Source organism: Sutterella wadsworthensis 2_1_59BFAA (genome assembly GCF_000297775.1).
In the GTDB taxonomy this organism is placed as follows: domain Bacteria; phylum Pseudomonadota; class Gammaproteobacteria; order Burkholderiales; family Burkholderiaceae_F; genus Sutterella; species Sutterella wadsworthensis_A.
In genome coordinates this window covers 136,257-151,425 of sequence record NZ_JH815516.1, presented here as the reverse complement: position 1 = coordinate 151,425, position 15,169 = coordinate 136,257, and the positions used below count along the sequence as shown (strand labels likewise).

Sequence of the window (15,169 nt, the reverse complement as noted above, 5' to 3'; positions counted from 1 at the left end):
GCATCCAATGAACACGAATACCAAACGCAATTCTCGTAAGAAGTCCACCAACCCCCTCGATAACCATATCGACCAGTACGTTTCCGAGCTTCGAGCATCGGGCCGCCCGCTGGGCCCCGAAGCCTTCTCCGAGGCCGTCCGTACCTTCTCCCAACGCTTCGTCGAAGCCATGCTGCAGGGAGAAATGGATGCCCATCTCACAGGCTGTCAGCCCACTGAAACGCCTCCTGAAGAGGTCGCCGCTGACGAGCTTCCCCAGCTTTCCAACAAGCGCAACGGCTTTAGCCACAAGACCCTGAAGACCGAGTTTGGTCCTCTGCCGCTGAGCGTTCCGCGCGACCGACAGAACACTTTCGACCCGATCATCGTGCCCAAGCACAGCCGCTCGTTCGGCAAGATGGACGAGCAGATCATCGCCATGTACGCCAGGGGCATGAGCACCCGTGACATCCAGGCCTTCATCGACAACCTCTACGGGGTGGACATCAGCCCCGACTACGTCAGCAAGGTTACTGACAGAGTGCTTGAGGACGTCCGGGAGTGGCAGAATCGCCCGCTCGCAAGTGTGTATCCCGTCGCTTTCTTCGACGCCCTTCGAGTCAAAATCCGCAGCGGCGCAGCCGTAAAGAACATGGCTGTTCATCTCGGGATTGGTGTTCGCACGGACGGTACGCGTGAGGTTCTGGGCATGTGGATCGCCGAGAACGAGGGCGCAAGCTTCTGGGCGAGCGTGTTCAACGGGCTCAAGGCCCGAGGCGTGGAGGACATCCTCATCGCCGTTACGGACGGCCTGAAGGGCATGACGGAGGCTCTTGAAACCGTGTATCCGCAGACCCTCCACCAGACCTGCATCGTCCACCTTATCCGCGCATCCACCTCATTCGTCTCTCAGAAGGACAGGGCGGCCGTATGCAAGGAGCTGAAGCCCATCTACCAGGCAGTGGATGCCGACGCTGCAGAACGCGCTCTGGAGCGTTTTGGAAGCACGGACATGGGCAAGAAGTATCCAGCCATCATCCAGATCTGGGAACGCGCCTGGGCGCAAGTGATCCCGTTCTTCCAGTTCCCGCCAGAGATCCGTACACTGATCTATACGACCAATGCGATTGAAGGGCTAAACCGCGCTGTCAGGAAGGTGATCAAGACGCGCACTCTATTCCCTAGTGAGGACGCAGCCCGGAAGCTGATCTACCTGGCTATCATGAATTTCACGACCTCCTGGAAGCGTGCTACAGCCAGGTGGTCTGCTGCCATGCCTCAGTTCGCTCTGCTGTTTGGCGAGCGCTTTACAGGTGCCATGGAGTAAGACAAGGGGTATGATTAGACTACCCGCGCTATCGCATCAGGTCTGGCATACTGCATCACAAAAAACAAAGGGCAGCCTCGTTGGGCTGCCCCTGGAATAACCTCCCCAGACACAGAAATCCTGACACTCCCGCGGCGCATGGCGTTGTCCGCTCCCTGCATGTTCGGCGCAAAATTGGTGGCAATGAAAAGCGTGAATCTGGCGGGAAACTCCTTCACCTCGGCGGCATACGCGCCTCGTGCGGAGATCTTGTCCCCACCGGAAATACGCTTCAAGTCCGCTGCGCGGAAAGACTCCCCGCTCCCGGTCTCGGAGCAGTACACGAACCTGGCACCCTGCAGACGCACAATGTCCGCACGATGCCCACTTGCCGGCGTGCCTTTGCGGCCGATGACGGTCTCATCGCTCAGCGCCTTCGAGTAGCCGCCCATCACCTCGCTGATCGTCTCAAGAAAACTCGACTTCCCGTTGGCTCCGTCGCCGATTAGCAGGTAAAATGCCTCCTCATCCGGTCGGCCTGCCAGCATCTTGCCAAGCACCTTCTGCATGTACCACGCCACTTCTTCGCTTCCGAACCATGTGGAAACACACTTGCGCCAGGTGGGGCAGTCCGCACTCGGGTCGTACCGCACATTGCAGTACTTCACCATCAGGGCATCTGGTGCATTCGGCACCAGATCCCTCGTCTTCAGGTTCACGAGTCCGTTCTCGACCGCGATGAACTCCTCCATCGCGTCCATGTCGTTCTCATCAACATAGAGCTCACGCGTGCGGGTCAGGTTCTTCAGGAGCTTGTCCAACATGGCGCTCTCGCCGTCGAGACAGCGCAGCTGGAACTTGGCCGCCGCCTTTTCTCGGGCTTCATCCCCCGCATCCCTCGCTGCCTTGATCTCCTCTGTCAAAAGCGAATTGAAGATCTCGTCACGAATCCTTGTGCAGATCGAAGCCTCCGGCCCGAGGCGGTCCCATTGCCTCGTAGCAGGCTCAAAGTAATACCAGCGCTTTGCCTGTGGCGCATAGCGGAGGTGATCGCCCCAGTCGCGAAGCACACGGCACAGAAGCCCGTCTTCCGTGAAAGCCTCCGCTCTCGCGATGACCATTCGCGCTTCCCGAGCGATCGGCCACATCGTGAGCGAACGCAGGCCACGGTTATTGAACGTAGCCCACTTCTTCTCCACTTCCTCGAAGCCGTCGTACTTGGCGGCCTGCTGACTGAGCTCATCCCAGAGGGCAAGCCCCTCTGGCGACCCAGTCGTCTCATGATGGATGCGCATGCCGTCCTGGTACCACGGGGTGTAGGAGCCCCACGACTCCACTCTCGGCGTCATCAGCTTGCGAATTTGGTCGATCGTGAGCCCGATCGGGCGCTTCGGTACGAGCTCTTCCGCTAGAGCCTCATCGGCATCGACGGCAATCGTGCGCTCACTACCCTTGACCGGCGCCCACCCGTTGCTCTCAACGAACTTTTCGAATGCGTCGCAGAGCGTCTGAACGCCCTCATACGTCATCAAAGGGAGCTCGGCAGCCGGAACGTCAACAGGCTCCCCTGAGAAAAAAGCATCCGGGTAGCTGTAGGGAAGCCCCGTTTCCGGATGGGTGTGATACAGAACAATCTGCTGCCCCTTGCCCAGAACCTCCAACTGAGACTTCGTGGACTCGTCCCCGTTCTTGACGTACTCAAGCGTCGTCTGCTTCAGCCAACGGCCTTCAGCCCTGAAGAGGAGCGCAAACTTCGGGGCGCGACCGACACGGTAAACGGCCATCGCGCACGCAGGGTAAGCCTTGCAGAGGGCGTCAAAAAGCGCCTTCGCCTCCGCGTCGGTTCCGCGAAAGTCAACGTCGATGGCGCAGATCGGAGTGTCGCCGTACCCACACAGCACGCCGACGCCCTCACCCTCCGGCCGCTGTCGGCAAGCCTGGGCGGTGAGCGGAGAGTTCTGCCAGTTGGGCGTGGTCGGATGCTTCTTGCCTTTCGACAACGGAACCACGGGGTAGCCGGTCTCGACGAGCCTCGGCCCTTTCTCACGGATGAACGAGGTCATAACCCGAGCTCCTTGCGAACACGGGCGTCCGACGCCATTTCCTGCTCTCTACGCGTATACGCATCGTGCATTTTCTTCACCGTGCTTTCGCGAAAAGCAAAGCCATCCGGGGCGTTCTGAATCCTGTACAGCGTCATTGGAGTTATATCGCAGTACTTTGCGACTGCTCGCTTGCTAAGGCCGGAACGGACAAGATAAGCCAAGGCCGTCTTTGGGGAGATGTAGTCATTACTCGACATGAGTGCTCCAAAAATATAGAATACAAGTATGGCGACATGAATAATAAGCACAGCGAGTACACTATGTCAACCAATACCACCTTTTTGAGCACACTTCACGAGCTCATGGTCGAGAACGGGCTCTCCGTACGCAAATTGTCAAAGCTCTCGGGCGTCGCTACCGCAACTATCCAGCGGCTGAAATCAGGAGAGTCGACCCCGCACCCCGCCACAATCGCGAAACTGGCCGCCGCGCTGGCCGTTGACCCTAAAGTTTTGTGGGTGGCCTCCGCAACCGATGCTAGAGACGACGATTACCGAGCGGAAATGGCCTACGAGAAACATCTTCAAGAGCTGAGAGGCCAAGGAAACATCTTTCATGGGGCGCATGCCGAGACCCTCATGCGGGAAATTCCAATCCTGGCGCTCTCCCAGACCGCTGATTACTTCCGCACGCCAGGATTCTCCAACTGCGAATTCATCGCGCTCCCGCCCGAAATGCTCTACACCACAAACGTGCCCACGCCGGACTTCGCAATCGTCGCGGAGACCGCCGCTATGGCTCCTGCCGTACAGGACGGAGACGCTCTCTACTTCTGCAAAGAGTGGCCCCGCATAAAGTCCGGGCAAATCGTTCTGGCGGAAACGGAAAATAATTCCGCGATTATTGGAAGATTTAAGAGAGATATTTCCGAAATGTTTTTATCTTTCGACAACAACTCGGAATTCAGCATTCCAAGCGTAAAAATTAACAAAGTTTTGGCGGTATGTGTCGGCCTTTATCGCCCGTTTTTCTAACCTACGATTTCCCCGCCACGCGCTGTCGGGCGGCAAGGATGCGGGAGGCAAGAGAGCTGTCTGTCTTCGCCTCCACCTTGTCGCCGTACTTCTCCGGCGCCCACTTCTTCAGGAGATCAAGCCGCGTCGACACCGCCAGCTTCCTCGCGTACACCGCATCCCCCTTCTTCACGTCCATGCTCAGCAGGTTCCCGTCGTTGTCATAGCGCTCGTACACGTCCTCCACCATCAGCGGGTCCGTCGCCATCGCCAACGCCTCCTCGGCTAGCGCGTCAACGCCCTGCTCCCGAGCCTTCGCAACAGCCGCCTTCCACTTCGGATCCTTCGAGCACCATTGCGACAGCATGCTGCGGCCAAGACCCACACGCTTCGCAAAAGTCAGCATCATCCCGCCCTGCGCCAAGTAGGCACAGAGCGCGTCCAACAGCTCCGGCGACTTCACCACGCGGCCCGTCTCCGCATCCGTCGGCAGATACTCCGGCACCTCCGGCACCTCCGGCAGCCCCACCATCGCCTCAGTCGCCACCCGACGCATCAGCGCCCTGTCCTCCTTCGTCAGCCCAGGACGACGCTTCCTCGGCCCCCACTCCGGGCGCCAGTCCTCGTCCGGCGTCACGGGCTTGTAGTGCGCACGTCGCTTCGACGGGTCCATGTCGGACACCGTCTTGGGCGCCCCTTCATGCACGATCCTTACCACGGGGGCAGACGAGGCCGTAGAGGCGACTTCTGAGCGCACAGAGGCGCCGAAGAGACCGTCCCCTTGTGGTTGCTCGTCCGAGGGTGTCGACGCCGTAGCGGCCCAGCTAGAGGGCTTCTCGAGGATCTGAATCGATTTGATCTTGTTTGCGACGGTTTGAGCCATTGTGAAAATTTCCTAAAAATTTTTTTGGACGGTGGGGGTGCGGGAACTCAGAAAAAAGGGAAGTTCGAAAATAAAAATTTTTTGAGTGTGCCGGTCAGGCTAGGTCCCCCGCGGACGAGCGGCGAAATTGGGCCCCTACCCGGCCCCGACGAGCGCCTCAGCCGACCGACACCCGACGCCCCGCGCGGACCGTCACCCATGCGGCGGGCAGCACGGCGCGGCGGTGGCATCGTACGAAGTCCTTCGCGGTGTTGAAAGGCACGCCGAAGCGGGCGGCGGCCGCTGTGACGGTCTCACCGGCGGCCACACGCTGGCGGATTTCTTCCACCACGGCGTCGGGCCACCGGCACCGCGCAGAGTCTTCGCCGACCGGTCGCCCGGCGGCGCTTACGGCAATCGTCTTTGTCATGTGCTTTCCTCCTGCGGCCGGAGTCTAGCCGCAATCGTCCGGCGAAAGCCGCAACCGTCGAACAGACGGGCAGAAATCCCCTCGCATCAAGGCGCGGCGAGCGGTGAGGCTGTGAGTTCATACAAAAATGCCCACACAGCCACGGGCCACCGCTGCCACCGGTCGGCATCCCAGGCGGCGGACGGCCCGCGCGCCCGCACCAAAAACCCGCAACGCGGCGCGGCGCGTCGGGTAGGCCAGAGCACCGCCAACCCCACGGCGCCACCCCACCGCACGCCGCAAAGCCCCACGGTCCGCCGTTCCCACGTGTCGTAGCACCGCATCCGGCGCCACCCTTCGGCCAGGGGGACGCGCGGCCTAAAAAACCGCAGCGGTGCTCAGGTGCCTATTTCGGCCAAAAACACAAACCCCCTATAGGCGTATATAAGGGGGGTACCCCCTTTGTTTTCACGTATGAGAGAAGTTACGAGAGGGGGTAGATAAGCACCTAAGCACCGCATTTTTCTTCGGCTAACTCACGAAAAATCGGAGTTGCGTTCCAACTCGCAAAAAAACAGCAGTTCAGTAAGTCCTATCGCCGCAATCCAACTAACAAAAAAACCGAGTTGCTCACCAACTCGCAAAAAAAACGAGTAGAGGCAGAGGCCCCCGTGGCCTTGAGGGGTCCGGGGAAAGCGCGCGCCATACGGCCGTCGGGCCCGCCGGTGGTGCCTGCGGCCTGAGCGTGCTTGATCTATGTCAAGTGTACTCATCTTTGCTGTGTTCGTTTGTGCTCGTTTAGGTGTAATATGCACTTAACACGAATCGAGCACGATTCAGCACCAATGAACACACAACTAGGACTCCACACCATGACACCCGCCATCATCGCCCACTACCTCGTCGCAATCGCCGTCATCGCCGTTTTCCTCACCATCGCGCTCATCCGTGAGGCCCTCATTCGTGAAGCCGCCGATCGTCGCCGTGACGAAGAATTCGATCGCATTCGCGCCGCCGATCGCGCCGCCGCCCGCCGTCGCACTGATGCCCTCTATCTCGACTTCGCCCGCCGCGCCGGCGCCGCCGTGGAGCTCCCGGCGGACTGGAATCGCCTGGTCGACTTCCAGAAAGCTAGCCGAATCGACGCCCTTCGCGAAATCGCCGAGCGCATCGAACGCCGCGCTGCTTTCGCTGCTCGCTACGGCTGCGAGGTCAAGGCATGACCGCCCCACGCGCTCTGGTCGCCCGTCTTGCGCTAGGCGCCGCTGCCCTCGCAGTGGCGGCGCTGGCCGCCGGCGCGGCGGCCTCATCGGTCGACCTGACCGCCGGCGCCTACACCGTCGCAGTGGTCAAGCTGGCTGCAGGCTGCGCTCTCTCTGCTCTTTTCGCTTCCCTCTCCGGCGCGCTTTTCGACGCTGCCGAAGACTAATCACTTACTTAACTTGCTAGGACTCATCATGACCACCACTATTAGCCCCGCTTGCCTTCTCCTTGACGCACTGACCGCCGCCGGCATTCGCACGGCCTGTGATTTCGATCCCGCCGATCTTAGTGTCCGGGACCCGGAATGTTTCGCCCGTCTGGTGAGCAATGCCGCCTACTTCCTTTCGGCGCCCGTCGCTGAAGGCCTCGAGGATGAATGCCCCGATGACGATGAGGCCGAAGAAAGCGCGCCTGACGCGTTCGAACCCCTCTCGCTGGAAATCTATCGCGCCGGCCGCGGCGGCTATATCGCCGATGTCGATTTAACCGTGGGCGGCCCCACGATTCGCGCTCGCTACGAATCCCGCTGGGAGCGCCTGACCTTGACGGCCTCATGGGGCGGCGATCGCCTCGAGGTGTCTTGCAATGACTGCCCGCTCATTCGCTGGATTGAAGCCGCCGAAGAGTTTGACCGCATCTAACCCCCACAAGCCCGCCCCGCCGCACCGGTGGGGTGCATATGAGAGCGCCCGGGCGTCCGGACGCTTTCACCCGCAAAACCGCAGGGGCTTTTTTCAACTCATCAGCTAGGACTCACTATGTACGCAAACACCTCCCGCGCGGCCCTTGACGCCGCCCACCTTTCCCCCGCAACCCCTCGCCCGATCGTGGACATGTACGACCTCGACACGTCTTCGTATGACATCGATCCGGACGGCCGCACGGTCCGCATCTATGGCGCGGCCTTTTTCCGCACCGCACCGCAGATCGGCGTGCGGTTCACGCTGGTGCTGTCCCGCGCCGATCTGCGTGACGATGAGGCGCCCGCCTGGATCGATTTCGATTCCGATGACCTCGAGGCCGCCGGTCTCGCTCTGGCCGAAGAGACTGCCGAGGCCGCATTGCTTGATGCGCTCCGTACGCCCGGTTTCAACGTTGCCGGAGCGCCGGCCGTACTCACGCCTTCGCTCATCGATTTCTATCTGCCTGCCATCCATGACGGCGCCGGCAGCACTGAGCACATCCGCGCCGCGTCCGGATGGTGCCTTTTCGCCGTCCCGTCCGACGAAGGTCCGGAGCTTACGGACGTATTGGCCTATCGACGCTACAGCGATGACTACCCGTGCTACGCAGCCCCTAGCGCGGCCGATTGGGCGGATGCGCGCGATCAGCTTGAGGGCCGTGTGCCCGAAGAAACGCTAGACGCTTTCGAGCGTTTCTATCTCGAAAACGAGATCGCCTGGGCGCAGGTCCAGTAACAGTAAACCCCGGCCGCCTTTCGAGGCGGCCAAATTTGGAGCATTGAGTCATGACAGCAAGGAATTTCTACCGCGTCGACGCCGCCGGCCGAATCGAAAAACTTTCCGGTTCGATTTTGAAAGAGCTAACCGGCGCGGCCACCGTGGCCGCAGCGATGGACGCGATTCGCAACGACATGACCGGCCGCGAGGACTTCGCAGAAATTTGCTTTTCGTACCTCGAGGCGTGTGTCATCGCCCGCACGCGCAAGGAGCGCAGCGAATGATCTACGTAATTGCACTGCGTCAAGCCGCGCGGACTGGTGACCGCTGGCAGGTGCTGCCCCGTGCTTACTACTCCATATGCGAGGCCCTGGCCGACGCCCGCCGCGCCCGCCTGCGATTTCCGCTGCTGTACTTCCGCGTAGCGCGCAGACCGACAGCCGAAAAGCTACCGGACATCTATCGATGGTAGCGCCCACGCGGCCGGTGTCATGCCGGCCCGCAGAGGAAAGCCTACAGCCCCGCGCCGCGGGCTTTTCTCTGCGCAGTAACCCGGGACTGCATACGCCGCCCCGCCCTTCACTTTCATTTTTTGGGAGGCTCTATCGTGAGTCTTGAAACTGAGATTCGAGCTCTGACCGATGAGGTCAAGACCCTGGCCACCATCGCCCGCGCCATCGTCGCCGGTCGCTCTCTCAACGCCGACACGGCAGCGCAGGAGGCCCCGACCACCGGCGCGCCGGTTACCGTCCCCACGCCCGAAGAGACGCCCGCGCCGGCCCGCGCCGAAGCTGCCGCCCCGGCCGCTCCGGAACCCGTGGAGGATCCTGCCGAAGACGTCAAGGCTGAACTGGCGCCCGAAGCCGCCGCGCCTGCGGCAGAGGTCGAAAACGTGCCGAAGGACCCCGCCGGTTTCATGGCCGCGCTTCACGCGCTCGTCGTCGGCCGCTCCGACGCCAAGGATGTCATGCGCGCCGCACTTGAGGCCATCGGCGCAAGCTCTTTCCGCACGCTGGACAGCGCTCGCTACGCGGAGGCGCTTGCCGCCGTCAAGGCTGAACTAGCGAAGGCGGAGGCGTGACCATGGCTAAGCATGCTCTCATTAGCCCGTCGAGCTGCGGGCGCATCGCCTACTGCCCGGCGTCTGTCCTTCTCTCGAAGGGCATGCCGGAGGACTCCAGCCCTTACGCAGAAGAAGGCACCGCGGCACACCGCTGGTGTGAGCTCGAGTTGCGGGCGAAGTTTGCGGGCCGCGACCTAAACCGCGCCGAAGCCGCAGAGCGCGCGGCCATCAAGCTGTCTCACGACGGCATGGAACCCCACGTGCGCGAGTATGTGTCCCACGTGGCTGAACTGGCCGGGGGCGCTCTCTATCGCGCCGTCGAGGTCCGCCTGCCGGTAACGCCGATCACGGGCGAGCCCGACGCCTTCGGCACTGCCGACTGCGTGGTTATCGACAAAGACGGTGTGCTCCACATCGTTGACTTCAAGTACGGCGCCGGCGTCAAAGTCGAAGCGAAGCACAACGCGCAGCTCGGCGTCTACGCGCTTGCCGCCATGGCTGAACTAGACCCCGAAGGCATGATGTTCGGCATCGAAAAGGTCGTGCTCCACATCATCCAGCCGCGCATGGACAACATCAGCGCGTGGGCGATTGACCGCGCAGCACTTGAGGGGGAGCTCCTCACGAATATCCGCCGCTCGTCGGATCGTGCGCTCCACCTGGTCGAGCACCCCGAAGACCTGAAGGAGGACTACCCCTTCCTGCCGCTCGAGGGCTCCGGCATGACGCCAGAAGGCGACTTCGCGATCCCGAACGATCACATCTGCCGCTTCTGCAAGGCGAAAGCGATCTGTCCGATCCTGCATCGGTCCACGGTGGAGGCGCTCGAAGCGGACTTCGAGGATCTCGCTGACGTCGCCGAGGCTGAACAAGCTGCGCCCGTCGCCGTCGCGCTCCCGAGCTCGATCCCCGTGCCGACCACGCCCGAGCGCCTGGCTGCCGCATACAGCTGGCTCAAGGTGATTCGCATGTGGTGCGACGCCGTGGAGGGCGCCATGTACGACCGCCTCAACAGCCATGGCGAGACCGAAGGCTACAAGCTCGTCGCGGGTCGCCCCGGTCCGCGCAAGTGGACGGATGCCGAAGCCGCCGAGGCTGAACTCCGCAAGGCACTCAAGGTTGATCAAGCGTATGACCGCAAGGTGATCTCGCCGACCACAGCCGAGAAGCTCCACAAGGCGGGCGAGATCGGACCCAAGTACTGGGCTCGACTCTCAAACCTCATTGGTCGAAGCGACGGCAAGCCTCTGATCGTGCCCAGCACGGACGAGCGCCCCGCGTTGACGCCGCAACTCGAGAACGACTTTGACGATCTCGACCCCAAGGCTGAACAAGCCAATTAAACCCTGTCATTTTTGAAGGAAATACAAATGGCAAAACTTACTGCTGAAGAGCGCAAGAAGCTCCACCTCGTGCTGCGCAAGGTGCGCATCGCCTACCCGGAAGTCTTCGAACCGAAGCACAACGACCTCTCTGGCAAGGACGAGTACTCCGTGCAGGTTCGCCTCTACGAGGACAACCCCGAGCACATGAAGATCGTGGAGATGATTAACGCCGCGAAGGAAGTGGCCGCTAACGCCTTCTGGGGTCGCGACGCCAAAGCCTTTAATGCCCGTGTCGAGAAGATCGACAACAACAAGGGGCTCCGTCACAACGACGAGGGCGGCTTCTACTTCCTGAGCGCCAAGCGCCGTCCCGACCAGCAGGCCCCGCGCATCGTCGGTCGTGACCGCACGGTTGAACTGCGCCCCGAGGACGGAAAGATCTACAGCGGCGCTGTCTGCAACGTTGTCGTGGATCTCTGGTGCTACAGCGGAAAGGCGAAGAATGGCACGCCCATCCAGCCTGGCTTCTCCTTCACGCTCTGTGGCATCCAGTTTGTTGAAGACGGCGATCCTATCGGCGGCGCTTCCGTCGCCAAGGACGATGACTTCGATGATCTGAAGGCGGACGACGATCCCGACTTCACCGACATCCCGTAAAGCGCTTACGCGACTTTGAACAAAGCCCCCTCTTCTCCCCAGAGGAGGAGGCTTGATCCAGAGCCGCGGGGGAAACCGCTCGGAACGCAGAGCCGTAGCGGGTCGGGTGATTCATCAGGCAGTAATGCCGGAGTTCTAGCGCCACGATCACGCAAGGATGAGCATCTGCAGCTCTTGCCGCACGGCAAGCCCTCATCCTCCCCCAAGGGCTCCCCAGTTTTTTCAAAGGAGTCTCACATGGATCAACTTCACAAGCCGACAGAAGATGAGCGGCAACGCCGCATAGGCCGTCTTGTCGCCGGCAAAGAGATCGTAGATGTCGTCGGCTGGTACGCGACGCCTTCGGCCGCGAAGCGCTGGCTTGTCGTCGCCCATTGCCCCTTCTGTGGGAAGCCCTTCAAGGTGAAAGAACTCAGCCTCTACAGCAAAGCCGTCAACTGCGGATGCCGCCCCCGTGCGAACGGCGGCGCGTTGCGCGAGAGCGGGAACCTCACGATCAGTGGCGAGCGCTGCTCGGTTGCGGAGGGGGAGCGCCGACGCGAAGAAGCGATCAAGGCCGCGGCAGTCCGCCGGCATGACAAGGCTGAACAAGACGGCCCGCTATACGTGCCAGAGAACCCGTCTCTTAAAAAGTGGTATGGGCGGGATGCGATGGACCGGTTCACGAAGGATCGAGTACTCGTGTACTGGATGACGTTGGACCGCGCCGCCTGCTGCCCCGCATGGCAGGACTTCGAGAAGTTCTACGGCTGGGCGATCCGCAACGGCTACTCCCGTGAAAAGGTGCTCGTACGCCTTGACCCGACCAAACTGATGAGTCCTTTGACTTGTAAATGGAGTCTTCCATGAAATATCTTTTCGCGGACCTTGAGACCTTCTCTCCGCTCAATCTCCCCCAAGTCGGCAGCTTCCGTTATGCGGAAGACTGCGAGATTCTGTTGTGGGGCTATGCCATCGACAACGAACCCGCCCGCGTCTGGGACTGCACGAACCCGCAGACCAAAGAGATGCCCGAAGCGCTTGCCAAGGCGCTCAAGGAAGTGCAGGCGGGCGAGCGCAAGATCGTCTGGCACAACGGCATGATGTTCGACACGGTTGTGCTTGCCGCCCACGGCTACCACATCCCACTCGAGATGATCGTGGACACCATGGTCATCGCCTATCAGCACGGGCTCCCCGGCGCTCTTGGCGACCTGTGCGACGTGCTCCGCATGCCGACCGACAAAGCGAAGGACAAGGACGGCAAGCGCCTCGTCCAGCTCTTCTGCAAGCCGCAGCCGGAGTGCTACAAGGTGCGTCGTCATGACCGCTACACGAAGCCCGAGGACTGGATCAAGTTCGTCAACTACTGTCGCCTGGACGTGGAAGCGGAGCGTGAGCTTTTCAAGGCGCTGCCCAAGTGGAACTGCACGGAGTGGGAGCATCGTCTGCAGGTGCTCGATGCCGAGATCAACCGCCGCGGTGTCAAAGTCGACATTGAGCTTGCCAAGGCCGCGGTTGAACTCTCTGAACGCCGCAAGGGCATTCTTGCTGAAGAGACTCAACGGCAGACGAACGGTGAAGTCGGTGCCGCCACGCAGCGTGATGCGCTCATCGACTACATGGCTCGCGAGTACGGCTGGAAGATCGACACGATGACGAAGGCCGAGCTTGAGAAGCGGGTGGACGACCCGTCCGTACCGGAGCCCGTTCGTGAGCTTCTGAAGCTCCGCCTCATGTCTACGAAGACCTCGATCCAGAAGTTCAAGGCGCTTCTGCGGCGCGTCAACAAGGACGGGCGCATGCGCGGCGGGCTCCAGTTCCGAGGCGCGGCACGCACTGGCCGCTGGTGCCTGACGGGCGATCACGAAGTGCTCACGCCGAACGGTTGGGTACGCCTCGACGAATGGCAAGGCGGCGAGATCGCGTGCTGGAACGTGGATGAAACCGTTGACTTCATGGAAGCAAAGGCATTGGCCTTCCCGTACGAGGGGGAGATGTGCGCTATCGAGTCTAAGCGCGTTTCGCAGATCAGCACACCTGATCACCGAATGGCGTGCGCATGGGGGACAAAGCGCGAATGGCGCGTAAAAACGGCAGAGGAATGCGCTCTCGGAAAAGTGCGTATCCCGTATTACGGGCGCCGTAAATTGCCGTGGTTCTGCGTGGAAGAGATCCCTCTTCGAGTGGCGGTAATGACGCAAGCTGATGGGCATTTTTCCAGTAGGGGGCGAGTGACTTTTCACTTTAAGAAAGAACGAAAGGTAGCCCGCTGCCAAATGCTCTTGTCTGCAGCAGGTATTAGGTTTTCTCGAAACACTTACGAAACCGGGACGGTCTTTACGGTGTATCCGAGCGATATCCCTGAATGGCTTCGAGCTTTCGAGGAAAAGGTTTTCTCTCCCGCATTGTTCGACGCGGACCCCGATGTTTTCTTCGACGAGCTTTCCTTCTGGGACGGTTCTGTTTCAACTAAGAACTCCTTCCAGTACAGCACGGCAGTTCGCGCAAACGCAGATTTTGTACAAGCCTTCGCGCACATGTCGGGGCGAGCCGCCATTCTGCTTGAGCGCCCGGGGCGAAAAGAAGGATGGTCAACTATCTACACGCTGAACATCTGGGAAAACGGTAGCAATCGCTCAGTTGTTATGCCCGAAGCGCACAGCAAGCAAGCGTTCAAGGGCACGGTGTATTGCGCGGAGACGAAGACGGGTTTCTTCATGGTCCGTCGCAACGGTCGTGTCTGGGTGACAGGGAACTCCGGCCGCGGAATGCAGTTGCAAAATCTGGCTCGCCCAACCGTTTCACAGGATGAGATCGACTTCGCTACCGAAGTGCTCAAGCAGCGCGACGGTACGTTCGAGTGCTTCTACGACGACCCATCGGTCATCCTTCCCAACCTTCTCCGAGGCGAGATCATCGCACCTGCCGGCAAGAAACTGATCGTCGCCGACTACTCCAACGTGGAAGGCCGTGTGCTCGCTTGGCTTGCCGGTGAGGAGTGGAAGCTTCAAGCCTTCCGAGACTTTGACGCGGGGCACGGCCACGACCTCTACAAGCTTGCCTACGCCAAGGCGTTCGGCGTGAAGCCTGAGGACGTGACGAAGCCTCAGCGCCAGATCGGCAAGGTGCTCGAGCTCGCGCTCGGGTATGGCGGAGGAGCCGCGGCGTTCGCCCGTTTCGCATCTGGGTATGGGATGGACCTCAACGAGATGGCCGAGTACGTGAAGTCGAGCGCACCGCGCGCCAACTGGCTCGATGCTGCCGACAGCTACTCGTTCTTTGCAGAAAAGAAGATGACGGGAGGGCTTGAGCGCGAGGCCTTCATCGCCTGTGATGTCCTGAAGCGCCTGTGGCGAAAGACGAACCCTAAGATCGTCCAGTTCTGGGCGAACGTCGGGCAGGCCGTGCAGAAGGCCATCGTCTCTCGAGAGAGTGTCCGCGTCGGCTATGTCGCCTTCACCAGGACTGAGAGCTTCCTCGTCATCCGACTGCCGAGCGGCCGTCTGCTCTGCTACCCGTCGCCGAAGACGAATCCGGGGGTCGGCAAGGACTCGTTCACCTATATGGGCGTTAATCAGTTCTCGCGCAAGTGGGAAAAGATCGAGTCATACGGCGCGAAAAACGTGGAAAACATTACCCAAGCAGTCGCTTGCGATCTCCTCTCCGAAGGGCTTCTCCGCATGGACGCTGCGGGCTACAAGACCGTGCTGACCATCCACGACGAAGCGATCACGGAAGCGCCCGACACCGACGAGTTCACCTTCCAGAAGATGGAGCACCTGATGTCGACGCTGCCCGACTGGGCGCCCGGGCTTCCTCTCGTAGCGGCGGGCTACGAAGCCTACAGATACAGGAAGGACTAGGC

15 protein-coding genes are annotated in these 15,169 nt (G+C 60.9%); 12 read left to right on the top strand and 3 right to left on the bottom strand.

The window, feature by feature from the left end; genetic code table 11:
* Positions 1-7 precede the first annotated feature (7 nt).
* Positions 8-1,306 carry an IS256 family transposase gene (locus HMPREF9465_RS06440; protein WP_005433166.1) on the top strand — a complete coding sequence of 433 codons (1,299 nt, stop codon included), beginning with the start codon at positions 8-10 and terminating at the stop codon, positions 1,304-1,306.
* 14 nt (positions 1,307-1,320) lie between these two features.
* On the opposite strand, the gene HMPREF9465_RS06435 is transcribed toward HMPREF9465_RS06440, so the two are convergent.
* The gene (locus HMPREF9465_RS06435) at positions 1,321-3,348 is read right to left on the bottom strand and encodes a phage/plasmid primase, P4 family (RefSeq protein ID WP_005435250.1); all 2,028 of its coding nucleotides are present in this window, start codon (positions 3,346-3,348) and stop codon (positions 1,321-1,323) included.
* Positions 3,349-3,650: 302 nt separating this feature from the next.
* On the opposite strand from HMPREF9465_RS06435, the gene HMPREF9465_RS06425 reads away from it, so the two are divergent.
* Positions 3,651-4,364, top strand: coding sequence for a LexA family transcriptional regulator (locus tag HMPREF9465_RS06425; RefSeq protein ID WP_196793863.1), 714 nt, complete (start codon positions 3,651-3,653; stop codon positions 4,362-4,364).
* A 1-nt stretch (position 4,365) separates the two neighbouring features.
* On the opposite strand, the gene HMPREF9465_RS12350 is transcribed toward HMPREF9465_RS06425, so the two are convergent.
* A complete protein-coding gene (locus tag HMPREF9465_RS12350; protein WP_005435244.1) occupies positions 4,366-5,226 on the bottom strand; it encodes a hypothetical protein in 861 nt (286 codons plus the stop codon).
* Positions 5,227-5,383: 157 nt separating this feature from the next.
* Positions 5,384-5,635 (bottom strand): hypothetical protein, encoded by a 252-nt coding sequence (locus tag HMPREF9465_RS06415; RefSeq protein WP_005435243.1) that lies wholly within the window; start codon positions 5,633-5,635, stop codon positions 5,384-5,386.
* A gap of 851 nt (positions 5,636-6,486) precedes the next feature.
* Between HMPREF9465_RS06415 and HMPREF9465_RS06410 the strand changes: the two genes are divergently transcribed.
* The 10 genes from HMPREF9465_RS06410 (at position 6,487) to HMPREF9465_RS12340 (ending at position 15,167) form a co-directional block, all read left to right on the top strand.
* On the top strand, positions 6,487-6,837 hold the full coding sequence (locus tag HMPREF9465_RS06410) for a hypothetical protein (RefSeq protein ID WP_005435241.1): 351 nt from the start codon (positions 6,487-6,489) through the stop codon (positions 6,835-6,837).
* Positions 6,834-7,043: a hypothetical protein gene (locus HMPREF9465_RS06405; RefSeq protein ID WP_005435238.1), complete on the top strand. Its 210-nt coding sequence runs from the start codon at positions 6,834-6,836 to the stop codon at positions 7,041-7,043. The genes HMPREF9465_RS06410 and HMPREF9465_RS06405 overlap by 4 nt, the downstream gene beginning before the upstream one ends.
* Positions 7,044-7,071: 28 nt before the next feature.
* A complete protein-coding gene (locus HMPREF9465_RS06400) occupies positions 7,072-7,518 on the top strand; it encodes a hypothetical protein (protein ID WP_005435236.1) in 447 nt (148 codons plus the stop codon).
* A 117-nt stretch (positions 7,519-7,635) separates the two neighbouring features.
* Complete coding sequence (locus tag HMPREF9465_RS06395; protein WP_005435234.1) at positions 7,636-8,295, top strand: hypothetical protein; 660 nt, start codon at positions 7,636-7,638, stop codon at positions 8,293-8,295.
* Between the two features lie 50 nt (positions 8,296-8,345).
* Positions 8,346-8,561, top strand: coding sequence for a hypothetical protein (locus HMPREF9465_RS06390; RefSeq protein ID WP_005435226.1), 216 nt, complete (start codon positions 8,346-8,348; stop codon positions 8,559-8,561).
* A 323-nt stretch (positions 8,562-8,884) separates the two neighbouring features.
* On the top strand, positions 8,885-9,358 hold the full coding sequence (locus HMPREF9465_RS12345) for a hypothetical protein (RefSeq protein ID WP_005435222.1): 474 nt from the start codon (positions 8,885-8,887) through the stop codon (positions 9,356-9,358).
* 2 nt (positions 9,359-9,360) lie between these two features.
* Positions 9,361-10,683, top strand: a complete 1,323-nt coding sequence (locus tag HMPREF9465_RS06375) for a DUF2800 domain-containing protein (RefSeq protein WP_005435221.1) — start codon at positions 9,361-9,363, stop codon at positions 10,681-10,683.
* A gap of 27 nt (positions 10,684-10,710) precedes the next feature.
* Positions 10,711-11,322 (top strand): ssDNA-binding protein, encoded by a 612-nt coding sequence (locus HMPREF9465_RS06370; RefSeq protein WP_005435219.1) that lies wholly within the window; start codon positions 10,711-10,713, stop codon positions 11,320-11,322.
* Positions 11,323-11,559: 237 nt separating this feature from the next.
* The gene (locus HMPREF9465_RS06365) at positions 11,560-12,171 is read left to right on the top strand and encodes a hypothetical protein (protein ID WP_005435217.1); all 612 of its coding nucleotides are present in this window, start codon (positions 11,560-11,562) and stop codon (positions 12,169-12,171) included.
* Complete coding sequence (locus tag HMPREF9465_RS12340) at positions 12,168-15,167, top strand: DNA polymerase (RefSeq protein WP_005435216.1); 3,000 nt, start codon at positions 12,168-12,170, stop codon at positions 15,165-15,167. The genes HMPREF9465_RS06365 and HMPREF9465_RS12340 overlap by 4 nt, the downstream gene beginning before the upstream one ends.
* The last annotated feature ends 2 nt before the right edge of the window (positions 15,168-15,169 follow it).